This is a genomic window from Arthrobacter sp. ISL-5 (assembly GCF_018613835.1).
GTDB lineage: Bacteria > Actinomycetota > Actinomycetes > Actinomycetales > Micrococcaceae > Arthrobacter.
In genome coordinates this window covers 1-17,346 of record NZ_JAGGPM010000065.1, presented here as the reverse complement: position 1 = coordinate 17,346, position 17,346 = coordinate 1, and the positions used below count along the sequence as shown (strand labels likewise).

17 protein-coding genes and 1 pseudogene are annotated in these 17,346 nt (G+C 65.1%); 9 read left to right on the top strand and 9 right to left on the bottom strand.

The annotated features are described in order from the left end of the window. Positions 1-278 (top strand): hypothetical protein (locus tag J7I89_RS24610; protein WP_214975952.1); only part of this gene is annotated, 278 nt, incomplete at its 5' end. A 549-nt stretch (positions 279-827) separates the two neighbouring features. On the opposite strand, the gene J7I89_RS24605 is transcribed toward J7I89_RS24610, so the two are convergent. Next, a complete protein-coding gene (locus J7I89_RS24605; RefSeq protein ID WP_214975950.1) occupies positions 828-1,610 on the bottom strand; it encodes an SDR family NAD(P)-dependent oxidoreductase in 783 nt (260 codons plus the stop codon). Between the two features lie 407 nt (positions 1,611-2,017). Here J7I89_RS24605 and J7I89_RS25515 point away from each other — a divergent pair, with 407 nt between their 5' ends. From J7I89_RS25515 to J7I89_RS24590, 4 genes are all read left to right on the top strand, one after another. Continuing rightward, entirely contained in the window at positions 2,018-2,242 is a 225-nt protein-coding gene (locus J7I89_RS25515) for a Rid family hydrolase (protein WP_308160031.1), read from the top strand. Between the two features lie 569 nt (positions 2,243-2,811). Then, positions 2,812-3,249 carry an ester cyclase gene (locus tag J7I89_RS24595; protein ID WP_214975948.1) on the top strand — a complete coding sequence of 146 codons (438 nt, stop codon included), beginning with the start codon at positions 2,812-2,814 and terminating at the stop codon, positions 3,247-3,249. A 278-nt stretch (positions 3,250-3,527) separates the two neighbouring features. Next, complete coding sequence (locus J7I89_RS25510; protein WP_251045823.1) at positions 3,528-3,905, top strand: ATP-binding protein; 378 nt, start codon at positions 3,528-3,530, stop codon at positions 3,903-3,905. Beyond that, positions 3,827-4,516 carry an ATP-binding protein gene (locus tag J7I89_RS24590; RefSeq protein WP_251045822.1) on the top strand — a complete coding sequence of 230 codons (690 nt, stop codon included), beginning with the start codon at positions 3,827-3,829 and terminating at the stop codon, positions 4,514-4,516. Before J7I89_RS25510 ends, J7I89_RS24590 begins: the two co-directional genes overlap by 79 nt. Positions 4,517-4,782: 266 nt before the next feature. On the opposite strand, the gene J7I89_RS24585 is transcribed toward J7I89_RS24590, so the two are convergent. Genes J7I89_RS24585 through J7I89_RS24575 form a run of 3 tightly spaced genes read right to left on the bottom strand, consistent with a single transcriptional unit; the run spans position 4,783 to position 6,940 of the window. After that, entirely contained in the window at positions 4,783-5,187 is a 405-nt protein-coding gene (locus J7I89_RS24585; protein WP_214975946.1) for a RidA family protein, read from the bottom strand. After that, positions 5,184-5,945 (bottom strand): IclR family transcriptional regulator, encoded by a 762-nt coding sequence (locus tag J7I89_RS24580; RefSeq protein WP_214975945.1) that lies wholly within the window; start codon positions 5,943-5,945, stop codon positions 5,184-5,186. The genes J7I89_RS24585 and J7I89_RS24580 overlap by 4 nt, the downstream gene beginning before the upstream one ends. Beyond that, entirely contained in the window at positions 5,942-6,940 is a 999-nt protein-coding gene (locus J7I89_RS24575) for a sugar kinase (protein WP_251045821.1), read from the bottom strand. Before J7I89_RS24575 ends, J7I89_RS24580 begins: the two co-directional genes overlap by 4 nt. A gap of 226 nt (positions 6,941-7,166) precedes the next feature. Here J7I89_RS24575 and J7I89_RS24570 point away from each other — a divergent pair, with 226 nt between their 5' ends. Genes J7I89_RS24570 through J7I89_RS24555 form a run of 4 tightly spaced genes read left to right on the top strand, consistent with a single transcriptional unit; the run spans position 7,167 to position 12,179 of the window. Then, a complete protein-coding gene (locus J7I89_RS24570) occupies positions 7,167-8,492 on the top strand; it encodes an amino acid deaminase (RefSeq protein WP_214975941.1) in 1,326 nt (441 codons plus the stop codon). Positions 8,493-8,501: 9 nt separating this feature from the next. Continuing rightward, positions 8,502-10,142, top strand: a complete 1,641-nt coding sequence (locus tag J7I89_RS24565; RefSeq protein ID WP_214975939.1) for an amidohydrolase family protein — start codon at positions 8,502-8,504, stop codon at positions 10,140-10,142. Then, the gene (locus J7I89_RS24560; protein ID WP_214975937.1) at positions 10,139-10,774 is read left to right on the top strand and encodes a bifunctional 4-hydroxy-2-oxoglutarate aldolase/2-dehydro-3-deoxy-phosphogluconate aldolase; all 636 of its coding nucleotides are present in this window, start codon (positions 10,139-10,141) and stop codon (positions 10,772-10,774) included. Before J7I89_RS24565 ends, J7I89_RS24560 begins: the two co-directional genes overlap by 4 nt. Before the next feature lie 13 nt (positions 10,775-10,787). Beyond that, the gene (locus J7I89_RS24555) at positions 10,788-12,179 is read left to right on the top strand and encodes a GntP family permease (RefSeq protein WP_214975935.1); all 1,392 of its coding nucleotides are present in this window, start codon (positions 10,788-10,790) and stop codon (positions 12,177-12,179) included. A 164-nt stretch (positions 12,180-12,343) separates the two neighbouring features. Here J7I89_RS24555 and J7I89_RS24550 read toward each other — a convergent pair whose 3' ends face one another. The 5 genes and pseudogenes from J7I89_RS24550 to manD form a co-directional block, all read right to left on the bottom strand. After that, entirely contained in the window at positions 12,344-12,520 is a 177-nt protein-coding gene (locus tag J7I89_RS24550) for a response regulator transcription factor (protein WP_374102048.1), read from the bottom strand. Positions 12,521-13,253: 733 nt separating this feature from the next. Next, on the bottom strand, positions 13,254-13,805 hold the full coding sequence (hpt, locus tag J7I89_RS24545; RefSeq protein WP_214975933.1) for a hypoxanthine phosphoribosyltransferase: 552 nt from the start codon (positions 13,803-13,805) through the stop codon (positions 13,254-13,256). 588 nt (positions 13,806-14,393) lie between these two features. Further along, positions 14,394-14,987 carry a hypothetical protein gene (locus tag J7I89_RS24540; RefSeq protein ID WP_251045819.1) on the bottom strand — a complete coding sequence of 198 codons (594 nt, stop codon included), beginning with the start codon at positions 14,985-14,987 and terminating at the stop codon, positions 14,394-14,396. Between the two features lie 35 nt (positions 14,988-15,022). Then, the gene (locus J7I89_RS24535) at positions 15,023-15,958 is read right to left on the bottom strand and encodes a sugar kinase (protein WP_214975954.1); all 936 of its coding nucleotides are present in this window, start codon (positions 15,956-15,958) and stop codon (positions 15,023-15,025) included. A 44-nt stretch (positions 15,959-16,002) separates the two neighbouring features. Then, positions 16,003-17,213 (bottom strand): annotated as a pseudogene (gene manD, locus J7I89_RS24530) (D-mannonate dehydratase ManD). Positions 17,214-17,346: the final 133 nt, after the last annotated feature.

The following is a 17,346-nucleotide window of genomic DNA, read 5'->3' as shown; positions in this document are numbered from 1 at the left end:
TCCAGCTGCATCGGGCCGCGTTCGCCGCGGGCGGCCCGGTCCATGGCGCGGCGTTCGGGCTGCTGCTGGCGGCGCTGGGCGTGGCGGGCCGCCGCTCTGGTCGACTCTCCCGGACCGTGACTACAGCGGCGGTGGCTGCTGCGCTGCCGAACCTGCTGTCGCCGCTCTACCTGAAGTGGCCCGGGCTGGTGTGGCTCATCCCGGCTGGCCGCTTCCCCGGGCTAATCGTCACCGCGATCGCCGGAATCCGTCTCGTCAGCTCGGGGAGCTCACGGTGACTGCGGGCCGTGGCCTCGACTTTGGCGGCAAGGTCACGCTGGTCACGGCGTCGTGGGGTACGGCTGTGGTGGATGGGGTGGTCTTGGTGGTGCTCCTGAGGGGTAAATGAGTAAACGAGTAATTGAGCGCAGCAGGGCAGCCGGCAGGGGACCCCTCGGCCGCGGGCAGCTGTAGCGTGGCTGCTATGAGAGAGGATGTGCCCCCGGCCCTGCACCCGCCAGTGCCTCTGCCTGACCAAGGCGGTTGAATCCGTCCCGGCGTCGTTCGCTGCCTTCGATCTGCTGGCCGTTGCCGGGCACGACATCAGAGACGCGCCCCTGGCGGAACGCCGCGAGCTGCTGGAACACAGGGTTCTTAACGAGGGGCGATGACACCGCCCAAGGAGGCGGGCTGAATGACCGGATCGCGGGACAAGCGGTCATGGAGAAGCTGCTGGCCGACGGGGAAGGCGCTTCGTCCCGGTCGCACAGCAGCGGGCCGCCGGCGCCGGCCGGACGTGCGGACCGCCGTGCCCGGCGTTCACATGCGGCACGGGGACGTCAGCCAATTCAATCGGCCGCGAACCCGCAAGCCACCGAAAGGAAAACATTGGTGAGGGCACTTGCGCGATCCGACGCCATCAGGGCCGCCATCTCGGCCACCTCGGTCACAGAAGGCAGCCTCCCGAGCAAGGTGCTGCTGCCCAGACCGGCAAGGAAATCCTCGCGGGTTTGGCCCGAGGCCTCCGTATGCTGGCGCACCATCTCCTGGAAGTCCGTCGAGTCGGGCGAGCCTGCCGAGCGAAGGCACACCACACGGACGCCGTGCGGGGCCATCTCGGCTGCGAGCCCGCGCCACAGGCCCTCTATCAGCTGGCAGGCAGGTCCAAAGCCGCCGATGTTTGGCGTCGCCTCCGGCGGCCCGGCGGTGATCGTCATCAGCACTCCCGAACCCTGACCGGCCATTTGACGAGCTACCGCGCACCCGGTCGTGAACTGCGATTTCGCCGCCTTAAGTATCGGTTTGGCGAAATCGTCGAACGGCAGATCGATAAGCAGCGGACCCTGCACGTCGTCCATGCCGATCGCGTTGAACAGGACGTCGACAGAGCCTGCCTCGGCCACCACTGCCCGCACGTGCCGTTCCACCGCAACGTCATCGGTCGCATCGACCGCATGGGACACCGCCTTGCCACCCGCGGCGGTGATCTCCTGCGCCAGCGCCTGAACGCCTGCCATCGTGCGTCCGGCCAGGAACAGGGAGGCACCCTCCCGGGCGAAGATACGGGCGGTAGCGGCGCCGATTGATCCGGCGGCGCCGTAGATGATGGCTGTCTTGTTCCGGAGCAACATGGTTAGGCACTTCCTTCACGGGCGGGGCCATCGATGCGATTCCACAAGCTGCCTTGCCCGATGGACCCCGGACTCTTGTCTTTCGAGCCAGTGTGGCCCGGGGCCACCGGCACGTCAACGGCTCGCCAGACCCATGGAAGCGAACCGCGCCATGGCCATCAACAACGAACTGTTGGAGATTTTGCGGGAACTGCGGGCTATGCGAGACCCGTCACCGCGAGGTCGCCAGCTCCCGCCAGCGCAGCCATAGCCTCGCCGCCACGTGGCTGGTTCCCACGACCCGACCCGCTCTCACACCCACGGGTGTTCCTGAGAAGGAGCCAAGTGGCAATCACTTTCATTAACCCTCGGCACTGCCGAAGGTCGACGTCTACCGGCAAGTAGCGGTTGCTACGGGATCCAAGCTGGTGTTTATCGCGGGTCAAGTCGCCCGCGATGCTGACGGCGGCAGAGTCGGCGAAGGAGACCTCGCTGCTCAGGTCGAGCAGTGCTACCTCAACGTCGGCACGGCCGTCGCGGAGGTTGGCGGCTCCTTCGACGATGTAGCGAAACTGACCTTTTACGTTGTCGACTGGACCCCTGACAAGATGCCGTTATTCCTGGACGGAGTCGCCGGGCGGCAGCGAAGCTAGGGATGGCTCCCGTTGCGCCTGGCACGCTAGTAGGCGTCCCCGTACTCGCTGAGCCCGATCTCCTGGTGGAGGTTGAGGGCATCGCGGTCATCGACTGATGCAACAGTGCGGCAAGCGTCTCACACGCAGGAAACTCCCCGCGCGTTCATTCCACGGTTAAGTTCCCAGTCCCAGATGCCCTGAAATCAGCGATCATGTTCGCCTTCGAGACGATGTGGCTTCGCAGCGGTTCGAGTCGGCGCTGCCGGTGCGTTCGTTCTTCGCTTGGCCGGGCAAACGCAATTACGAGGGCTCGTGGTGGTCCAGCACCGTTCGTGCTCACGTGGGGTTCGAGAGCCTTCTCGAGCGGGATTTCCTGATGTCCGCCTTCGAATACGGCTACGCGGTCATCTTTGATGAGCATCGCGAGTCATTGCCTCGTTATGCCCGCCGGACTATGCTGTGCCCTGCGGGCCCAAAATCGACCAACCCATGCACACCCAGGGCGCCTGGGACCGACCGGGGATGCCGTCGATTAGAACGGCTCCCCTTGCAGCAATGGCGACGTGTATCAGTGGCGGGAGGACATCATGACCGGTGGTACCGAGAGAAACAAGGAGACCATTCAACGCCTGACTGAGGCATTCGAGGCTGCGGACCAACAGGCGACGCGGGATCTGCTGACCGAAGATTTTGTCGCACACGGCATGCCGCCGGGCTTCAAGGATAACGTCGACGGGTTGCTGCAGCTGGCGGCCGACCTTAAGGCCGCTTTATCGGACCGCACCATTACCATCGAGGACGTGGTGGCCGAAGGGGACAAGGTTGTTTCGCGGTTCACGGACCGCGGAAGGCATACTGGCGAGTTGTTCGGCGTTCCGCCCAGCAACCGCACGGTCACCGTTACCGGCCTCGAGCTCTACCGGCTAACCGATGGCAAGGTCGCTGAGTATTGGGGCGAGGTCAACATGTCCGACCTGTTTGGTCCGCCCGGCTCAGCCGGAGGCTCTTCGTCGACTTCGGCGTAGGCAGCCAGCCGGTTCTTCCCCTCGCGTGACGCAGCCGGGCCAGCAAGTGAGGGGCCGGTGGCCTTGAAGCACTGACCGGGGGCAGACGCGTGGCTGGGAACCGACAGCCGCGGGCAGCTGCGACTCATCCGCGGTTGAGGCTGTCCGGGCCAGCGGCCTGAAGAGAATATCCATCGGTATAAAAAAATCCTTATATTGACCCATACTCGTCTATAGACTGCTCGGGTGGACTCCGACAGAGCCCCTTCGCTCCCGGCTCTGGCCTCAAGCCGCCAGCGTTGGAAGGACGCGAAGCAGAAATAGAAGCGTTTGACCGCCTGATCGTCAGGACCAAGCGCCAAGCCGCCGAGCGGGGAATACTTCTGTCCGGGCTCAGGGGTGTCGGAAAGACCGTTCTGCTCAACAACTTCGCACAGGCAGAGCGGCATGACTGGTTTGTTGTGCAGATAGAAGCCCAGCCCTCTCCTGATGGACGGAAGGCAACAAGGCAAAAACTGGCCCGTGCGATAGAGGCAGGGGCGGGAAGGCTGCGCACCAGGTCCGCTTGGGACTACGTGAAGGATGTCCTGGGACAGCTATGGGCAAAACCAGCAGCGGCTTCGGCATCTTCATCGACGAAATGCAGGACCTGGACGACGAGCTTTTGGGCGCGCTGATTTCGGTTCAGCACCTGGCCGGGCAGAAAGGTTGGCCGTTCTTCATCATCGGGGCAGGGTTGCCCAACCTGCCCGGAAAGCTCAGTGCCACGAGGTCATACTCCGAACGACTCTTTGACTACCGCACCATCGGAGCCCTCGACCACGCGTCGGCGGCTGACGCCATCAGCCTTCCCATGAACCGGCTGGGTGCGCACTTGGAGGCAGATGCCCTTAGGGCACTCGTGACGGCAGCAGACGGTTATCCCTTCTTCCTGCAGGTCTACGGCAAGGCCGTTTGGGACGTATCCTCCAGCAAGACAGTCAATCTTGACGACGCCCGGCTGGCCATTGAAATAGGGACGGAACAACTCGACGCCGGGTTCTTCCGATCACGTTGGCAGCGGGCGACACCGGCAGAACGTCAGTATCTCCGCGCCATGGCCGAGGACCACGACGAAGCCTCGTCCACTGCCCAGGTCGCATCACGGCTTAGCCGTGCAGCGAGCCAACTGACCGTCGCCCGATCCAGCCTCATCTCTAAAGGCCTTATCTACGCCCCGGATCATGGCGCCGTCCGCTTCACCGTTCCCGGCATGTCTGGCTTCATCAGTCGCCAGTTCGACGAGTAGCCATACGGGAAGCGCCGGCAGGGGGAGTGTCCCAGTTCCAACCCTGAGTGCCTCGAAAAGGTCCACGACCTCCTGGGCCGGCGCATCCGTGTGAAGTTGATGGGCCTGCAGACGGTGTGGGTTCATTGGAGGCGCCACCCGATCTTCCGGTCAGACAGCCGACGGCGTCAGCACCGGGCGGCTGACAGGCTGGTCAGCCCATCAGCCGCCGCCCCCGGTGCTGCCGCCGTCGTCGTTAATATTGGGAGACTAGTAATAGAGGGAAACTAGGCAGTCACGGCCAGTGCATCGATCTCTACGAGCATCACTTCGTGCGGGAGGTCAACGAAGACGGTGGTGCGGCTGGGAAGCGCGCCGCTCGGGACGTTTTCGCGGATGAACTCGCCATAAACCTCATTCATGGCCGCGAAGTCATGGCGCGTGGTCAGGTAGACGCGGAACATCAGCACGTCTTCCACGGAGGAGCCGCCGGCTTCCAGGATGGCCTTGACGTTCTCCAGCGTGCGCCGGGTCTGGACCCGGACGTCGCCGTCACCGATGTACTGGTTGGTGGACGGATCCATGGGCCCCTGGCCGGAGACCTGGAAGAAGCCGCCCTTTTTGATCCCCTGGGAGAAGACGTGCGCGGGAGCGGGGGCGTTTTCGGTCAGTACAACTTCTTTTTCACTCATGATGGGGTCCTTTCGTGGCTGATCCAGCCGAGGTCATGTGAAATGGCCTCGGTGCTGGCTTTGAGATCGGGCAGCAGCTCCAGCAGTCCTTCGTAGCTGAGCATCACCACCGGTACCGAACAGGAGGCTGCGGCCACAACGGTGCCGCTGGCATCGCGGATGGGTGCCGCGATGCAATGCACGAACGCTTCATGCTCGGCGTTGTCGTGGGCCCAGCCCTGGATCCTGACCTGCTCGAGTTCGGCCAGCAGGGCCTCCGGCGAGGTCAGGGTGTTTTCGGTAACTTTTACGTAGTCCAGGCCCGCCACGATGCGTTCCTGCCGGCTACGGGGCATGTCGGCCAGAAGGACTTTCGAAACGGCCGCGGAATGCAGGGAAGCAGTGAGGCCGATGCGCGAGTACATCCGGACGGGATGGTGGGACTCGAACTTGTCGATGTACACCACCTCGTTGCCCTCGAACTCGGCGAGGTGCACGGTATGCCCGGTGCGGCCGTTCAGGTCCGCAAGGTGCGGATGCGCCACTTTGCGGATGTCCCGCTGCTCCAGTGCCAGGGAGGACAATTCAAACAGCTTGGCCCCGAGGCGGAAGCGCTGGTCCTCATCACGAACCACGAACCGCTTCTCCTCCATGGCGTGCAGCAGCCGCATGATGGTGGTCTTGTGAACGGACGCCTTTGAGGCAAGCTCGTCCAAGGTGGCCGGCTTGGCCGCAAGTTCCGCGAGCAGATCCATGGCCCGCATCAGGCTCTGGCTCATGGTGCCACGCTCCGGTCCCGGGTAGTGAATTGCCCGCCGGACACATGGATGGCAGCCCACTGGGCATCGGTGGAGTCCAGGATGGCGGAGAGTTCCCGGGCTTCGGGGAGGGGGCCGCGGTCACCGTGGACGGTGAGGGTGCAGGCGGCGGCAACATGGCCGCGGCGCAGGCTGGCCTTTTGGTCGAGGCCGAAGAGCATTCCGCTGAGGTAACCGGCGGCAAAGGAATCGCCGGCACCCACGGGTTCCAGCACATCCACGGACAGGGCGGGCACTTCCGCGCGGGTGCCGTCTCGGTCAAGGGCGATGGCGCTGATGGCCTCGTTCTTGATGACCAGGACGGAAGGGGCCGGTAGGAGTTGGCGGAGCTCGGCCTCGTCGGTCGTGCCGAAGGCATGTTCGGCCTCGTCCTTGCCCACCAGGACAACGTCGGCGAGGTTGGCGAGCCGCCGCAGCACCGACCGGTCCTGGCCGGGACAGAGGGCCGGGCGCCAGTTGACGTCGAAACTGATGATCCGGCCTTGCCGGGGAGCGGTCAGGATGGCTTCGGTCAGCTCCCGGCATTCGGCCGAGAGTGCGGCCGTGATGCCGCTGAGGTGGATGAGGGCAGCGTGCTCCAGCAGCTTGGCGACGGCGGGATTGGCCAGCGTGCCCGGGCCCATGGCCGATGCGGCGGAACCCTGCCGGTAGTACAGGACTGAACTGCCGCCGTCGGGATCCGACTCCTGGGCCGGGACCTTCACGTACAGGCCGGTGGGCAGCGCGGGGTCAACCTCGACGCCGGTGACGCCCACGCCATGGCGGCGAAGCTCGTCCAGGATCCGGATACCGAAGCCGTCCTTGCCCACCCGGCCCACCCAGTGTGAGTCCAGGCCCATGGCGGCAAGGCCCATGGCAACATTCGATTCCGCACCGCCCACGCCGCAGTGCAGCTCCGTGGCCTGATCCAGCGGAACGGCCTCCACCGGGGTGAGCATCACCATCGTTTCGCCCATGCATACAGCTGACAGCATCTAACTCCCGCACTCCCTCTTGCGCTTTTCAGCGGCAGTTTTGCAGACCGGGGAAAGGAGATCTCCGCGGCCGGACAGGGGCCGGCCGGGGCATGCCCCGGCCTTGACTCCCAATCCTGCACCATGTTAGACATATCACTAACAGGTTTGCAACCAGCGTTGCAAAATACGCAACGCAGCGACTGCCCACCATGAAGGGAACGAACTGGTGAATACTTCCACGCCCGACGCCGGAGCAGCGGCCCCGGCCATTGCAGCAGACGCCGTGGCCCGCCTTGCAGACGTCCGGCTCGACTGGCGGCACAAAGCAGTGCCCGCCACAGCCCACGGCACTAACCACCGCGACTTCCTCGCGGCGGGACCGACCCTGGCTGACTTCCAGACGCCGCTCCTGACCCTGGACGCCGTGGCCCTTCGCTCCAATGCGGACCGCCTGGCCAGCTGGTGCGCCGAGCACGGCGTGCTGCTGGCGCCGCACGGCAAGACCACCATGGCCCCCCAGCTCTGGGCCGAACAGCTCAACCGCGGCGCCTGGGGCATCACCGTGGCCAACTTCGCCCAGCTCCGAGTTGCCCGTGAATTCGGGGTGCGGCGGCTGCAGCTGGCCAACAGCCTTACCGATCCACACGCCATCGAATGGGTGGCCGCCGTCGCTACTGCCGAGATGCCGATCCTGTCCTGGGTGGACTCCGCCGGCACGGTGGACGTCATCAACCGAACCCTCGAGGCAAGCGGCGGCACCGCCGTCCTGGACGTCCTGGTGGAACTGGGCGGAACCGGCGGACGCACCGGCGTCCGCGGCGTTGATGCTGCCCTGGATGTGGCCCGTGTCGTCGCCGCGTCCCCGCACCTGCGGCTCGTCGGGGTCAGCGGCTACGAAGGATCACTGGCGCACACTGCCGATCCGGACGGCCTCGCCGCCGTCCGCGGCTACCTCGGCCAGATGCGGCTGCTGCATGAGCAACTGCTCAAGGAAGGCCTCTACGGAACGGACGAGGTCATCCTGACAGCCGGCGGCAGCGCCTACTTCGACGACGTGGTGGACGTGCTTTCGCCGTGCATCGCCAGCGGCGGCCCCAGCGTGAAGCTCATGATCCGCAGCGGCGCGTACATCATCCACGACGACGGCTTTTACCGCGGCATCTCCCCGTTCTCCCGCCATGGCGGACAACCGTTCAAGGCAGGCATGCACGGCTGGGCCCGTGTGGTGTCCCAACCCGAGCCCGGCCTGGCCATCCTCGACGCCGGCAAACGGGACTTCCCGGTGGACGAGGGCCTGCCGCGTCCGCAGCTGATCGGCCCCGCGCTCGGCGGGCCCATGGAACCGCTTGGCGGAGCCGACATCACTGCTGTCAACGACCAGCACTGCTTCATGACCTTCGACGCCGGCACCATTACCGTGCGTCCGGGCGATGTGGTGCGCCTGGGCCTCTCGCACCCGTGCACGGCCTTCGACAAGTGGACCGTGATCCCGGTGCTGGCCGACACGGAAGCCGACCAGGCCGTCGTCAATCTCATCCACACTTTTTTTTAGGAGCACCGGATGAAAACACTCATCAGCAACGCCATTCTGGTGGATGGCACGGGGGAGCCCCGGCGGAACGCGGATGTCCTGCTGGACGGTGCCGTGATCACCACGATCGCCGACGCCGGAACCCTGGCGGGCACCCGCGCGGCCCGCACCATCGACGCCACGGGCCTGGTCCTTAGCCCCGGCTTCATCGACATGCACGCCCACTCGGACCTGCAGCTCCTGGTAAACCCGGACCACTATGCCAAGCTCAGCCAGGGCGTCACGACCGAGCTCCTGGGCCAGGACGGGCTTTCCTACGCCCCCGTGGACGATGCCACACTGGTGGTCGTTCGCCAGAAGATTGCCGGCTGGAACGACAATCCGGAGGACTTCGACTGGAACTGGCGCACCGTGGGGGAGTACCTCGACCGCCTGGATGCCGACAACGACGGCGGTCGGATCGGCACCAACGCCGCCTACCTCGTGCCTCAGGGCACCGTGCGGGCGCTCGTCATGGGCTTCGACGAAGGCGAGGCCACCCCCGCACAATTGGAGCAGATGCAGGAGGTGGTCCGGGCCGCCATCGCGGAGGGCGCCGTCGGCATGTCCTCCGGACTGACCTACACGCCCGGCATGTACGCCACCACTGAAGAACTCGGGGCGCTCTGCCGCACGGTGGGGGAACTCGGCGGTTTCTATGCGCCGCACCACCGCTCCTACGGCAAGGGTGCGCTGGCCGCCTACGCCGAGATGATCGGCCTGAGCCGGGACACCGGCTGCGCTTTGCACCTGTCCCACGCCACCATGAACTTCGCCGAAAACAAGGGCAGGGCCGGTGAGCTGCTGGCGCTCATCGACGAGGCACTGGACCAGGGCGTGGACATCACCCTGGACACCTACCCGTACCTGCCCGGCGCCACCACCCTCTCCGCGATCCTGCCCAGCTGGGCCTCCGCTGGCAGCACCGATGCCACCCTGGAACGGCTGCGCGATCCGGAAACCAGGACCCGCATCCGCGAGAGCGTGGAAATCTACGGCTCGGACGGCTGCCACGGCGTGGTGGCTGAATGGGACACCCTGCAGATCAGTGGCGTGCAGAACCAGGCGCTGGGCGGCTACGTCGGCAAGACCATCGCAGCGATCGCCGCCGATGAGGGCCGCGAACCGTTCGAGGTCTTCATCGGCATCCTCTTGGATGACCGCTGCGGCACCGGCGTCCTGCAGCACGTGGGGCACGAGGAAAACGTCCGCGCCATCATGGTGCACCGCACGCACACCGGCGGCAGCGACGGACTTCTGGTTGGCGCCAAGCCGCACCCCCGCGCCTGGGGCACCTTCCCCCGCTACCTCGGCCACTACAGCCGCGAACTGGGCCTGCTCACGCTGGAGGAAACCGTTCATCACCTGAGCGGCCGGCCCGCCGCCAGGCTCAAACTGGACCGTCGGGGGTTGGTCCGCGAGGGGTACGCGGCGGACCTTGTCCTCTTCGACCCGGAGACCGTCCGCGACGAGGCCACTTTTGAAAACCCCCGCCAGGCAGCCACAGGCATCCACTACGTGTTCGTCAACGGAACAGCAGCAATCGACGGCGGGCAGCCCACCGGGGCCCGCGCCGGCCGGGCACTCCGCCGCCATGGAGATGGCCTCGCCAGAACAGGAACCAGCACATGACTCCCGAAGAATTCATCCGGCAGCTCGAAGCCGACCGCACCCTCGCCGTCGTCAGGGCCGCCTACATCCCGGACGCCGGGGAGCTCTGCCAGGCACTGGCCGACGGCGGTATACGCAGTGTGGAGCTGACCTTCACCACCCCCGATGTGCTCACCCATGTGAGGCGGGCGGCGGACGCGGCCGCCGAGCACGGTGCCGCCGTCGGGATCGGAACGGTCCTCACCGCGGACCAGGCAAAGGCCGCCATCGATGCCGGGGCGCAGTTCTTGGTGACACCCGGCCTCCGGCCGGACGTCGCCGCGGTGGCTGCTGCCGCGGGCATCCCCTTCAGCCTCGGCGCCATGACCCCCACCGAGGTGGCGCAGGCCCTGGACCTGGGCTCCGACGTCGTGAAGATTTTCCCGGCCCGGCAGCTCGGTCCGGCCTATTTGAAGGACCTCCAAGGTCCGTACCCGGGCATCCGGCTCCTGCCGTCCGGCGGCATCGACGCCTCCAACGCCAAGAGCTACCTCGACGCCGGTGCCGCCGCTGTGTGTTGTGGAACCAGTGTTGTCCCTCCAGCCGCAGTCGTCGCCGGCGACTGGGCGGACATTTCAGCCAGGGCCGCCGTCTTTATCGGCGCCCTCAAATAGGAAAGCAACCACATTGAATGAATTCCTGGACTGGCTGCGGCACGACACCGCAGGCCTGCTTCTGCTGGCAGGCACGGGCATTGCCCTTCTGCTCTTCCTGATCATCAAGGTCAAGATCGAACCGTTCATCGCCCTGGTGGGAACCAGCGTGATCGTGGCCCTTGTGGGCGGCGTGAGCATCGAGGCCCTGGTCGGTTCGCCCACCAAGAGCGGCGACGCCCTCATTGAAAAGGGGTTCGCCGGCATTCTGGGCCACATTACCTTGATCATCGGCCTCGGCACCGTGCTCGGCGCCATCCTGGAGCGGTCCGGCGGTGCGGAGGTGCTGCTGGGGAAGCTCGTGAAGGTTTTCGGCGAAAAGGGCACCCCGCTGGCCATGGGCATCACCGGCTTCGTTCTCGGTATCCCGGTCTTCTTCGACATCGGCATCTTCGTCCTCGCACCGCTGGTCTACGTGGCCGCCATCCGCGGCGGGAAGTCCCTGGCCCTGTATGCGCTGCCTCTCCTGGCCGGCCTCTCCGTGACCCACGCCTTCCTGCCCCCGCACCCCGGCCCCGTGGCCGCCGCCGGCCTCTTCCAAGTTGAACTCGGATGGATCATCCTCATGGGCCTCGCCTGCGGCATCCCCGCCTGGTTCGCCTCAGGTATTCTCTGGGGCCAGTGGATCGGCAAGAGAGTAAACGTCATGGTGCCGGAGGACCGCGTGATTCCCGAGGCCGAGGAAGCCAAGGGCCACGAGCCGCCCCTGAGCCTGGTCGCCCTGGCCATTGGTCTGCCTATGGTCCTGATCCTCGGCGCCACCTTCGGCAGCGTCTTCCTTCCGGCCGGAACCTTGCGCGATGTCCTGGTGTTCTTCGGCAACCCCGCCATCGCGCTGACCGTGGCTGTTGCCTTGTCCATGTGGCTCCTGGGCATTCGCCGCGGCATGACCGCCAAGGATCTTTCGGACCTCAGTTCGGCCTCGCTGAAGCCGGTGGGCATGATCCTGCTGGTGGTCGGTGCCGGTGCTTTCTTCGGTGCGGTGCTCTCGGCAACGGGCGTCGGGAAGGCCGTGGCGGACTCCCTGGCCACGGCCGGGCTTCCCCTGATTCTCTCGGCTTACGTGATTGCCTGCGGCATGCGCATCGCCCAGGGCTCGGCTACCGTGGCCATCGTGACCACGGGCGGCATCCTGGCCCCTGTCCTCACAACCGGTGACTACTCGCAGCCGCAGCTGGCCCTGATCGCGATCGCCATCTCCTCTGGATCCATCATCGCCAGCCATGTTAACGACGGCGGCTTCTGGATCATCGCCAAGTACTTCAACATGTCAGTCAAGGACACGCTCAAGACCTGGACCGTACTGGAAACCGTGTTGTCTGTTGTCGGCTTTGGAATGGCAGCCCTGATCTACCAGTTCGTGTAGCCGTCGGGCCTTAGTCAGTCCTCCCGCTTCAGGCGTGCAGGACGACGGCGGGACGGCCCGCCGTCGTGCTCTGACGGGTTGAGGTTCCTGCTCAGTCGTGTTCGTGCTGCGGAGCCAAAGCGTCACGGGACTCCGTGGCTGTGCGCCAGGGCGATGGCCTCGGTTCATGAGCGGACGTCGAGCCTACTGAAGAGATTGCGCACGTAGAACTTGACGGTATTCTCGCTGATGTTGAGGGCGGAGGCGATGGTCCGGTTGCGTCGCCCGGCGGCATGGTGCTGGAGCACTTCGAGTTCCCTGGCGGCAAGGTTCCATCCGGCAACAACCCGGGTGAATACCAGAAACGGACTACACTCTCCGCTTTGACCTCATCCGGCCCTCCCGCACGTTGATTCCAATCTGATGGAATCAACGGTGAAGGTGGGTACCGGGCGCGGATTCCAGCCCGCCCCGCCGGCACAGATCAAACTGTCAGAAGCAGACCACGCGGCCTGCCGCCAGGGGCAAGGAAAAGGGAGGCCGCGCTGCTTGCCGGTCTCCCCTTTTCCCTAGCGGAGGAAACCTCCACCAGAGCGGATGGCTGCAGGCGATGTCGAAGACGTCTCCGCAGCTCAGGGCGAAGCATCTCCATGAACCCAAAGGCAGGTTGCCTGCTGGTTGCCTCTGCACGGTAACGGTGGCATCCGTGCAGAGGGGCCGGAGGATTCGGCGTCCGCGGAATTCCGGGGCTTCTGTGACTGTTCGTACAGAATGGCGGTTAAATCGCAGCTCAAAATGGCGGTTCTGCGGCCCCTTTCGAGGAACCACTGAGGGGCGGCCCGATGGGCGTCCCCGGCCGGTAGTCAGTTGCCGATTTAGCATCGGCCACTTCGCCCGCTGCCTTCTCAGCAAAGGATCCTTTATCAAGACGGGACGGCCGTGGAATTCCCCATCCCACGGTAAGCGCCGCAAAGGGAAGTATCAGCCACTGTGCCAAGAGGATCGGGCGTTGCCGTACGCCCAGGACAGAACCCACGGGGCGACTTAGCGGGTGTGCCACCGCACGGGCCAAGGGTGGCCCCTTCGCCTGCAGGCTTATTCGTAAACGTGCGGAGCCAGCGTGCCGATGAAGTCCAGATTGCGGTATCTCTCTGCGTAGTCGAGTCCGTAACCGACGACGAACTGGTCGGGAATGTCGTAGCCTACGTACTTGACGTCGATGTCCACCTTGGATGCATCCGGTTTGCGCAGGAGTGTGCAGATTTCCACTGTTGCCGGACCGCGGGAGAGCAGGTTCGTTTTCAGCCAGGACAGGGTCAGGCCTGAGTCTATGATGTCCTCCACGACGAGCACGTGCTTGCCCAGTAGATCTGTTTCCAGGTCCTTAAGGATCCGGACTACCCCGGAGAGTTGCGTTCCCGAGCCGTAGGATGCGACGGCCATCCAATCCATGGTGACGGGACTCTGCAGTGCGCGGGCCAGGTCGGCCATCATCATGACCGCGCCCTTTAGTACACCCACGAGCAGCACATCACGGCCCGCATAGTCCTCGTCGATCTCCGCCGCGAGTTCGGTGATGCGTAGCTGGATCTGCTCTTTGGTGTAGAGGACGTTCTTGAGACCGGACTGGACGTGCTTGAAATCCACCAAATTCTCCCGCTGTTGGACCTTAGTGCATGCTGGTGCCGCTGTTGCAGCTAGAGACAAGATTGTCATGACTGCGGCCCCGGGATGGAACGACGTGGAGGCGGACCTGCCCCTGGTGCCATGCAAAGTGAAGCGGGGTGGTCAAGGCGTCATGGAGCACGATGGGACTGAAATGTGGTCTTTATGCTCGGTTTTTAGCGGTCGTATCCATCCCCACTCAAATCCGGCGCCAGGACCTAGGCGCGCGTCGGAGAACCATCGCAACGGGAAACCGGTCCGGGCAAGTAAATCGACGCGTAGAGAGCATGGGGCTACTAAGACCAATGCGCTGCTACCCGACCTGATCGCACTCTTTAGCCTCCAAGCCCAGATTTCAGGTGAAGTACCAGCTTGGAGCAGGCGTCTCACTTCCTTGGTTCTCTCGGGGTCCGACCGCTTGTAGTGGACTGTGGCACAAGCTTGATTGCTTCCTTGGTGGACGACGGGTTCTCTCTGTGTGTCGGTCAGGTGTTCGTCGTTATGGCGGCCATGATTGGCATAGGAGATGACTATGCGAACTTTTCCGGTCCAGATGCCCTCTGGAGTGCGCTATGGACAGTGATCGGCGAGGACCTGCTGGTCATGTCTGTGGCGGATGCATATCTGCGGTATTTGCGGTTCGGGCGTGATGCTGCCGAGTCGACGACAAAGACCTATGCGGGCGCGGTCGCCCTGTATCTGTCGTGGTGCGCGGCCACGGGCGATCTGGCCGATGGCGGTGTGCGGTGGCCTGCCGGAAAGGTCGGCCCGCACTTCCTCATCGTCCAGGTTGAGGCTGCCGGTGCGGGGATCGAACCGGTACCCCTTTTCGGTGATTGTGAGGGTGACAATCCGGGTCGATGCGGCTGCGATGCGGTCCACGACCTTTTGTGGGTTGTCCCGCCCGAAGATGGCCTCGACGATGCTCGAGACCACGCGCAGCGGTGCGGCACCGTCGCCCCGCTCGGCTACGGTGAACAGGCCGTCCTGGGGCGAGAGTTGCCGGGCCACGGTGTCCGAGCGCTGGGTGACTCCAATGATTCCCCATTCGAAATCGCTGGAGGCCAGCATTGCTTCTTCGGTGAAGACCGCGGTGTGGGCGCGGGCGAAGGCGCCCAGGCCGAGGTGGACAATTCCGGGTTGCAGTTGCTCCCGCGGCAGCATGGCCTGGTGAGCGCTGACGGCCAGTGTGGAAGGACTTAGGCGTGCGATGACACGGTTCCTTCCGCGGAGTTGCCGGCAGTCGCGGCGTGGGCGAATGTCTGCTCGAAGGTGGGGATAAGCCCGGTCCCGCCCTTGCCGCCCACCACCAGAGAAGAGGCCGCTGCACCGTAGCGGGCCGCCGTCGGAAAGGAATCTCCCAGCACCAGCCGGGCAGTCAGGGTCCCCACGAAGGCATCGCCGGCACCGGTCTGGTCCACCACGGAGGGGGCGGGGATCGCCGGAACCCACACCGATTCCTGGTCCCATTCGAGCTGGATCCCCTCGGCCCCGCAGGTGACGGCCACGTTCTCCGTGCCCTGCCCGCGCAGCCTGGCTGCCGCTTCCTGCGGTGTGGAACTGCCCAGGAGCACACTGGTTTCGCCAGGGAAAGACGGGGTTACGAGGAAGGCCTGCGGTGCGAGCTCGGCGAGAACCGCCGTCGCCTCTTCCGGGGTGGTGAGCCTGGGCCGGAAGTTGGGATCGAACACGAAGCGCTGCGCGAGGGAGGTGGCTTTCATGACGGCGGCGCGGCAGGACTCGGAGATGGCGCAGGCGATGCCGCCGGCAATCACAGCCCCGGCCGCTTTGAAGACAGCCGGTTCGACGTCGTCGGGGCCAAGGCTGGATCCGACGCTGGCGCTGCGGGCGTAGGAGAACTCACGCTGCCCGTCGGGGTCGGAGTGCACCAGGTAGACGCCCTGCTGTCCGGTCCGGAACGTCAGCAGGTCCGGGGATACGCCGAGCTCGACGATACGGGAGGCGATCGCCCGGCCGAGGTCGTCGTCGGTCAGTACGGACAGCAGACCCACGCGGGCGCCGGCTGCGGCCGCGGCGGCCGCGACATTGAGAGCGTCCCCGGAAATGCCAAGCTGCGCCGGCACACCGTGGCCGAAGGGCAGGTCGGTCGCAACTTCAACGAGGATCTCGCCCATCACCACGACGTCGAACGGCGCGGAGGATTCTTGGTTTGTGTTGCTCACCAATCATGCACCGATCCGTCGAGCCGCCGGTTGATGGGCAGGTATTTGGGGTCGAACGGGAAGCGGGCGGCGGCTTCCTCGTTGAACTCTACGCCGATGCCGGGGGCGTCCCCGGGGTGCATATAGCCGTCATTGAAGGTGTAGGACGTGGTGAACACCTCGTTGGCTGGTTCCCGGTGCCCCATGTATTCCTGGATGCCGAAGTTGGGGATGCTCATGTCTACATGCAGGGCCGCCGCGAAGGAGGCCGGGGAGAGATCCCCCGCACCGTGGGACCCGGAACGCACACCGTACAGGTCCGCGAGGGAGAAGATCCGGCGCAGGTGGGTGATGCCCCCGGCGTGCGAAACGGAAGTGCGGATGTAGTCGATGAGCCGCTCGGTGATCAGCTGCTGGCAGTCCCAGATCGAGTTGAAAACTTCGCCCACCGCGATGGGGGTGGTGGTGTGCTGGCGGATCAGACGGAACGCCGACTGGTCCTCGGCCGGCGTCGGGTCCTCGATCCAGAACGGGCGGTACTGCTCAAGGGACGCGCCCAGCCGTCCGGCCTCGATCGGCGAAAGACGGTGGTGGACGTCGTGGAGGACGTGCACGCCGTAGCCGAATCTTCGCGGATGTGGGACATAATCTTGGGTGCGAAGTCCAGGTACGCGCTGGTCTCCCAGGTGTCTTCCTGCGGGACGTTGCCGCTGGCCGGCTCGTAGAGCTTCCCGTCCACCGGAGCGATGCCGTAGGTTTTCTCGAGGCCGGGAACCGCCGCCTGGGCGCGGATCGCCTTGTAGCCGAGGTCCAGATGGTGCTGGAAGTCTGCGCTGAGGTCTTCCAGGGAGGGGCCGCTCGCATGCCCGTAGACCATAACGCCCTCGCGGGCGGCGCCGCCCAGGAGCTCGTACACCGGCATGCCGGCGGCTTTGCCCTTGATATCCCAGAGGGCGACGTCGATCGCGGCGATCGCCGTCATGGTCACCGGCCCGCGGCGCCAATAAGCACCCTTGTAGAAGTACTGCCATGCGTCCTCGATACGGCGTGCGTCGCGGCCGATCAGCAGCGGGCACAGGTGCTCGGACAGGTATGACGCCACGGCCATCTCGCGGCCGTTGAGAGTGGCGTCGCCGATGCCGGTGACGCCGTCTTCGGTTTCAATAACGAGCGTGACGTAGTTCCGTCCGGGAGACGAAACCACTACCCGTGCGTCGGTGATCTTCATTGGTTTCCTAGTCCGAAAATGAGGTGGGGTGCGTTCTTTGGCGCGTGGGGGTGCGCGGGAGACGCGGGAATGCCTCCTGTGGATGGACAAGTATTGGGTTAGGCGGCTGGGGTCAGTGTGACGGTGTAGACAA

Coding starts and splice junctions, on each gene's coding strand:
- J7I89_RS24580 (WP_214975945.1), bottom strand. CDS start 5,945: ATGAGCCAGAGCCTGATGCGGGCCATGGATCTGCTCGCGGAACTTGCG.
- J7I89_RS24595 (WP_214975948.1), top strand. CDS start 2,812: ATGACCGGTGGTACCGAGAGAAACAAGGAGACCATTCAACGCCTGACT.
- J7I89_RS24575 (WP_251045821.1), bottom strand. CDS start 6,940: ATGGGCGAAACGATGGTGATGCTCACCCCGGTGGAGGCCGTTCCGCTG.
- J7I89_RS24590 (WP_251045822.1), top strand. CDS start 3,827: ATGGGCAAAACCAGCAGCGGCTTCGGCATCTTCATCGACGAAATGCAG.
- J7I89_RS24535 (WP_214975954.1), bottom strand. CDS start 15,958: ATGGGCGAGATCCTCGTTGAAGTTGCGACCGACCTGCCCTTCGGCCAC.
- J7I89_RS24585 (WP_214975946.1), bottom strand. CDS start 5,187: ATGAGTGAAAAAGAAGTTGTACTGACCGAAAACGCCCCCGCTCCCGCG.
- J7I89_RS24540 (WP_251045819.1), bottom strand. CDS start 14,987: ATGCTGCCGCGGGAGCAACTGCAACCCGGAATTGTCCACCTCGGCCTG.
- J7I89_RS24605 (WP_214975950.1), bottom strand. CDS start 1,610: ATGTTGCTCCGGAACAAGACAGCCATCATCTACGGCGCCGCCGGATCA.
- J7I89_RS24565 (WP_214975939.1), top strand. CDS start 8,502: ATGAAAACACTCATCAGCAACGCCATTCTGGTGGATGGCACGGGGGAG.
- J7I89_RS24560 (WP_214975937.1), top strand. CDS start 10,139: ATGACTCCCGAAGAATTCATCCGGCAGCTCGAAGCCGACCGCACCCTC.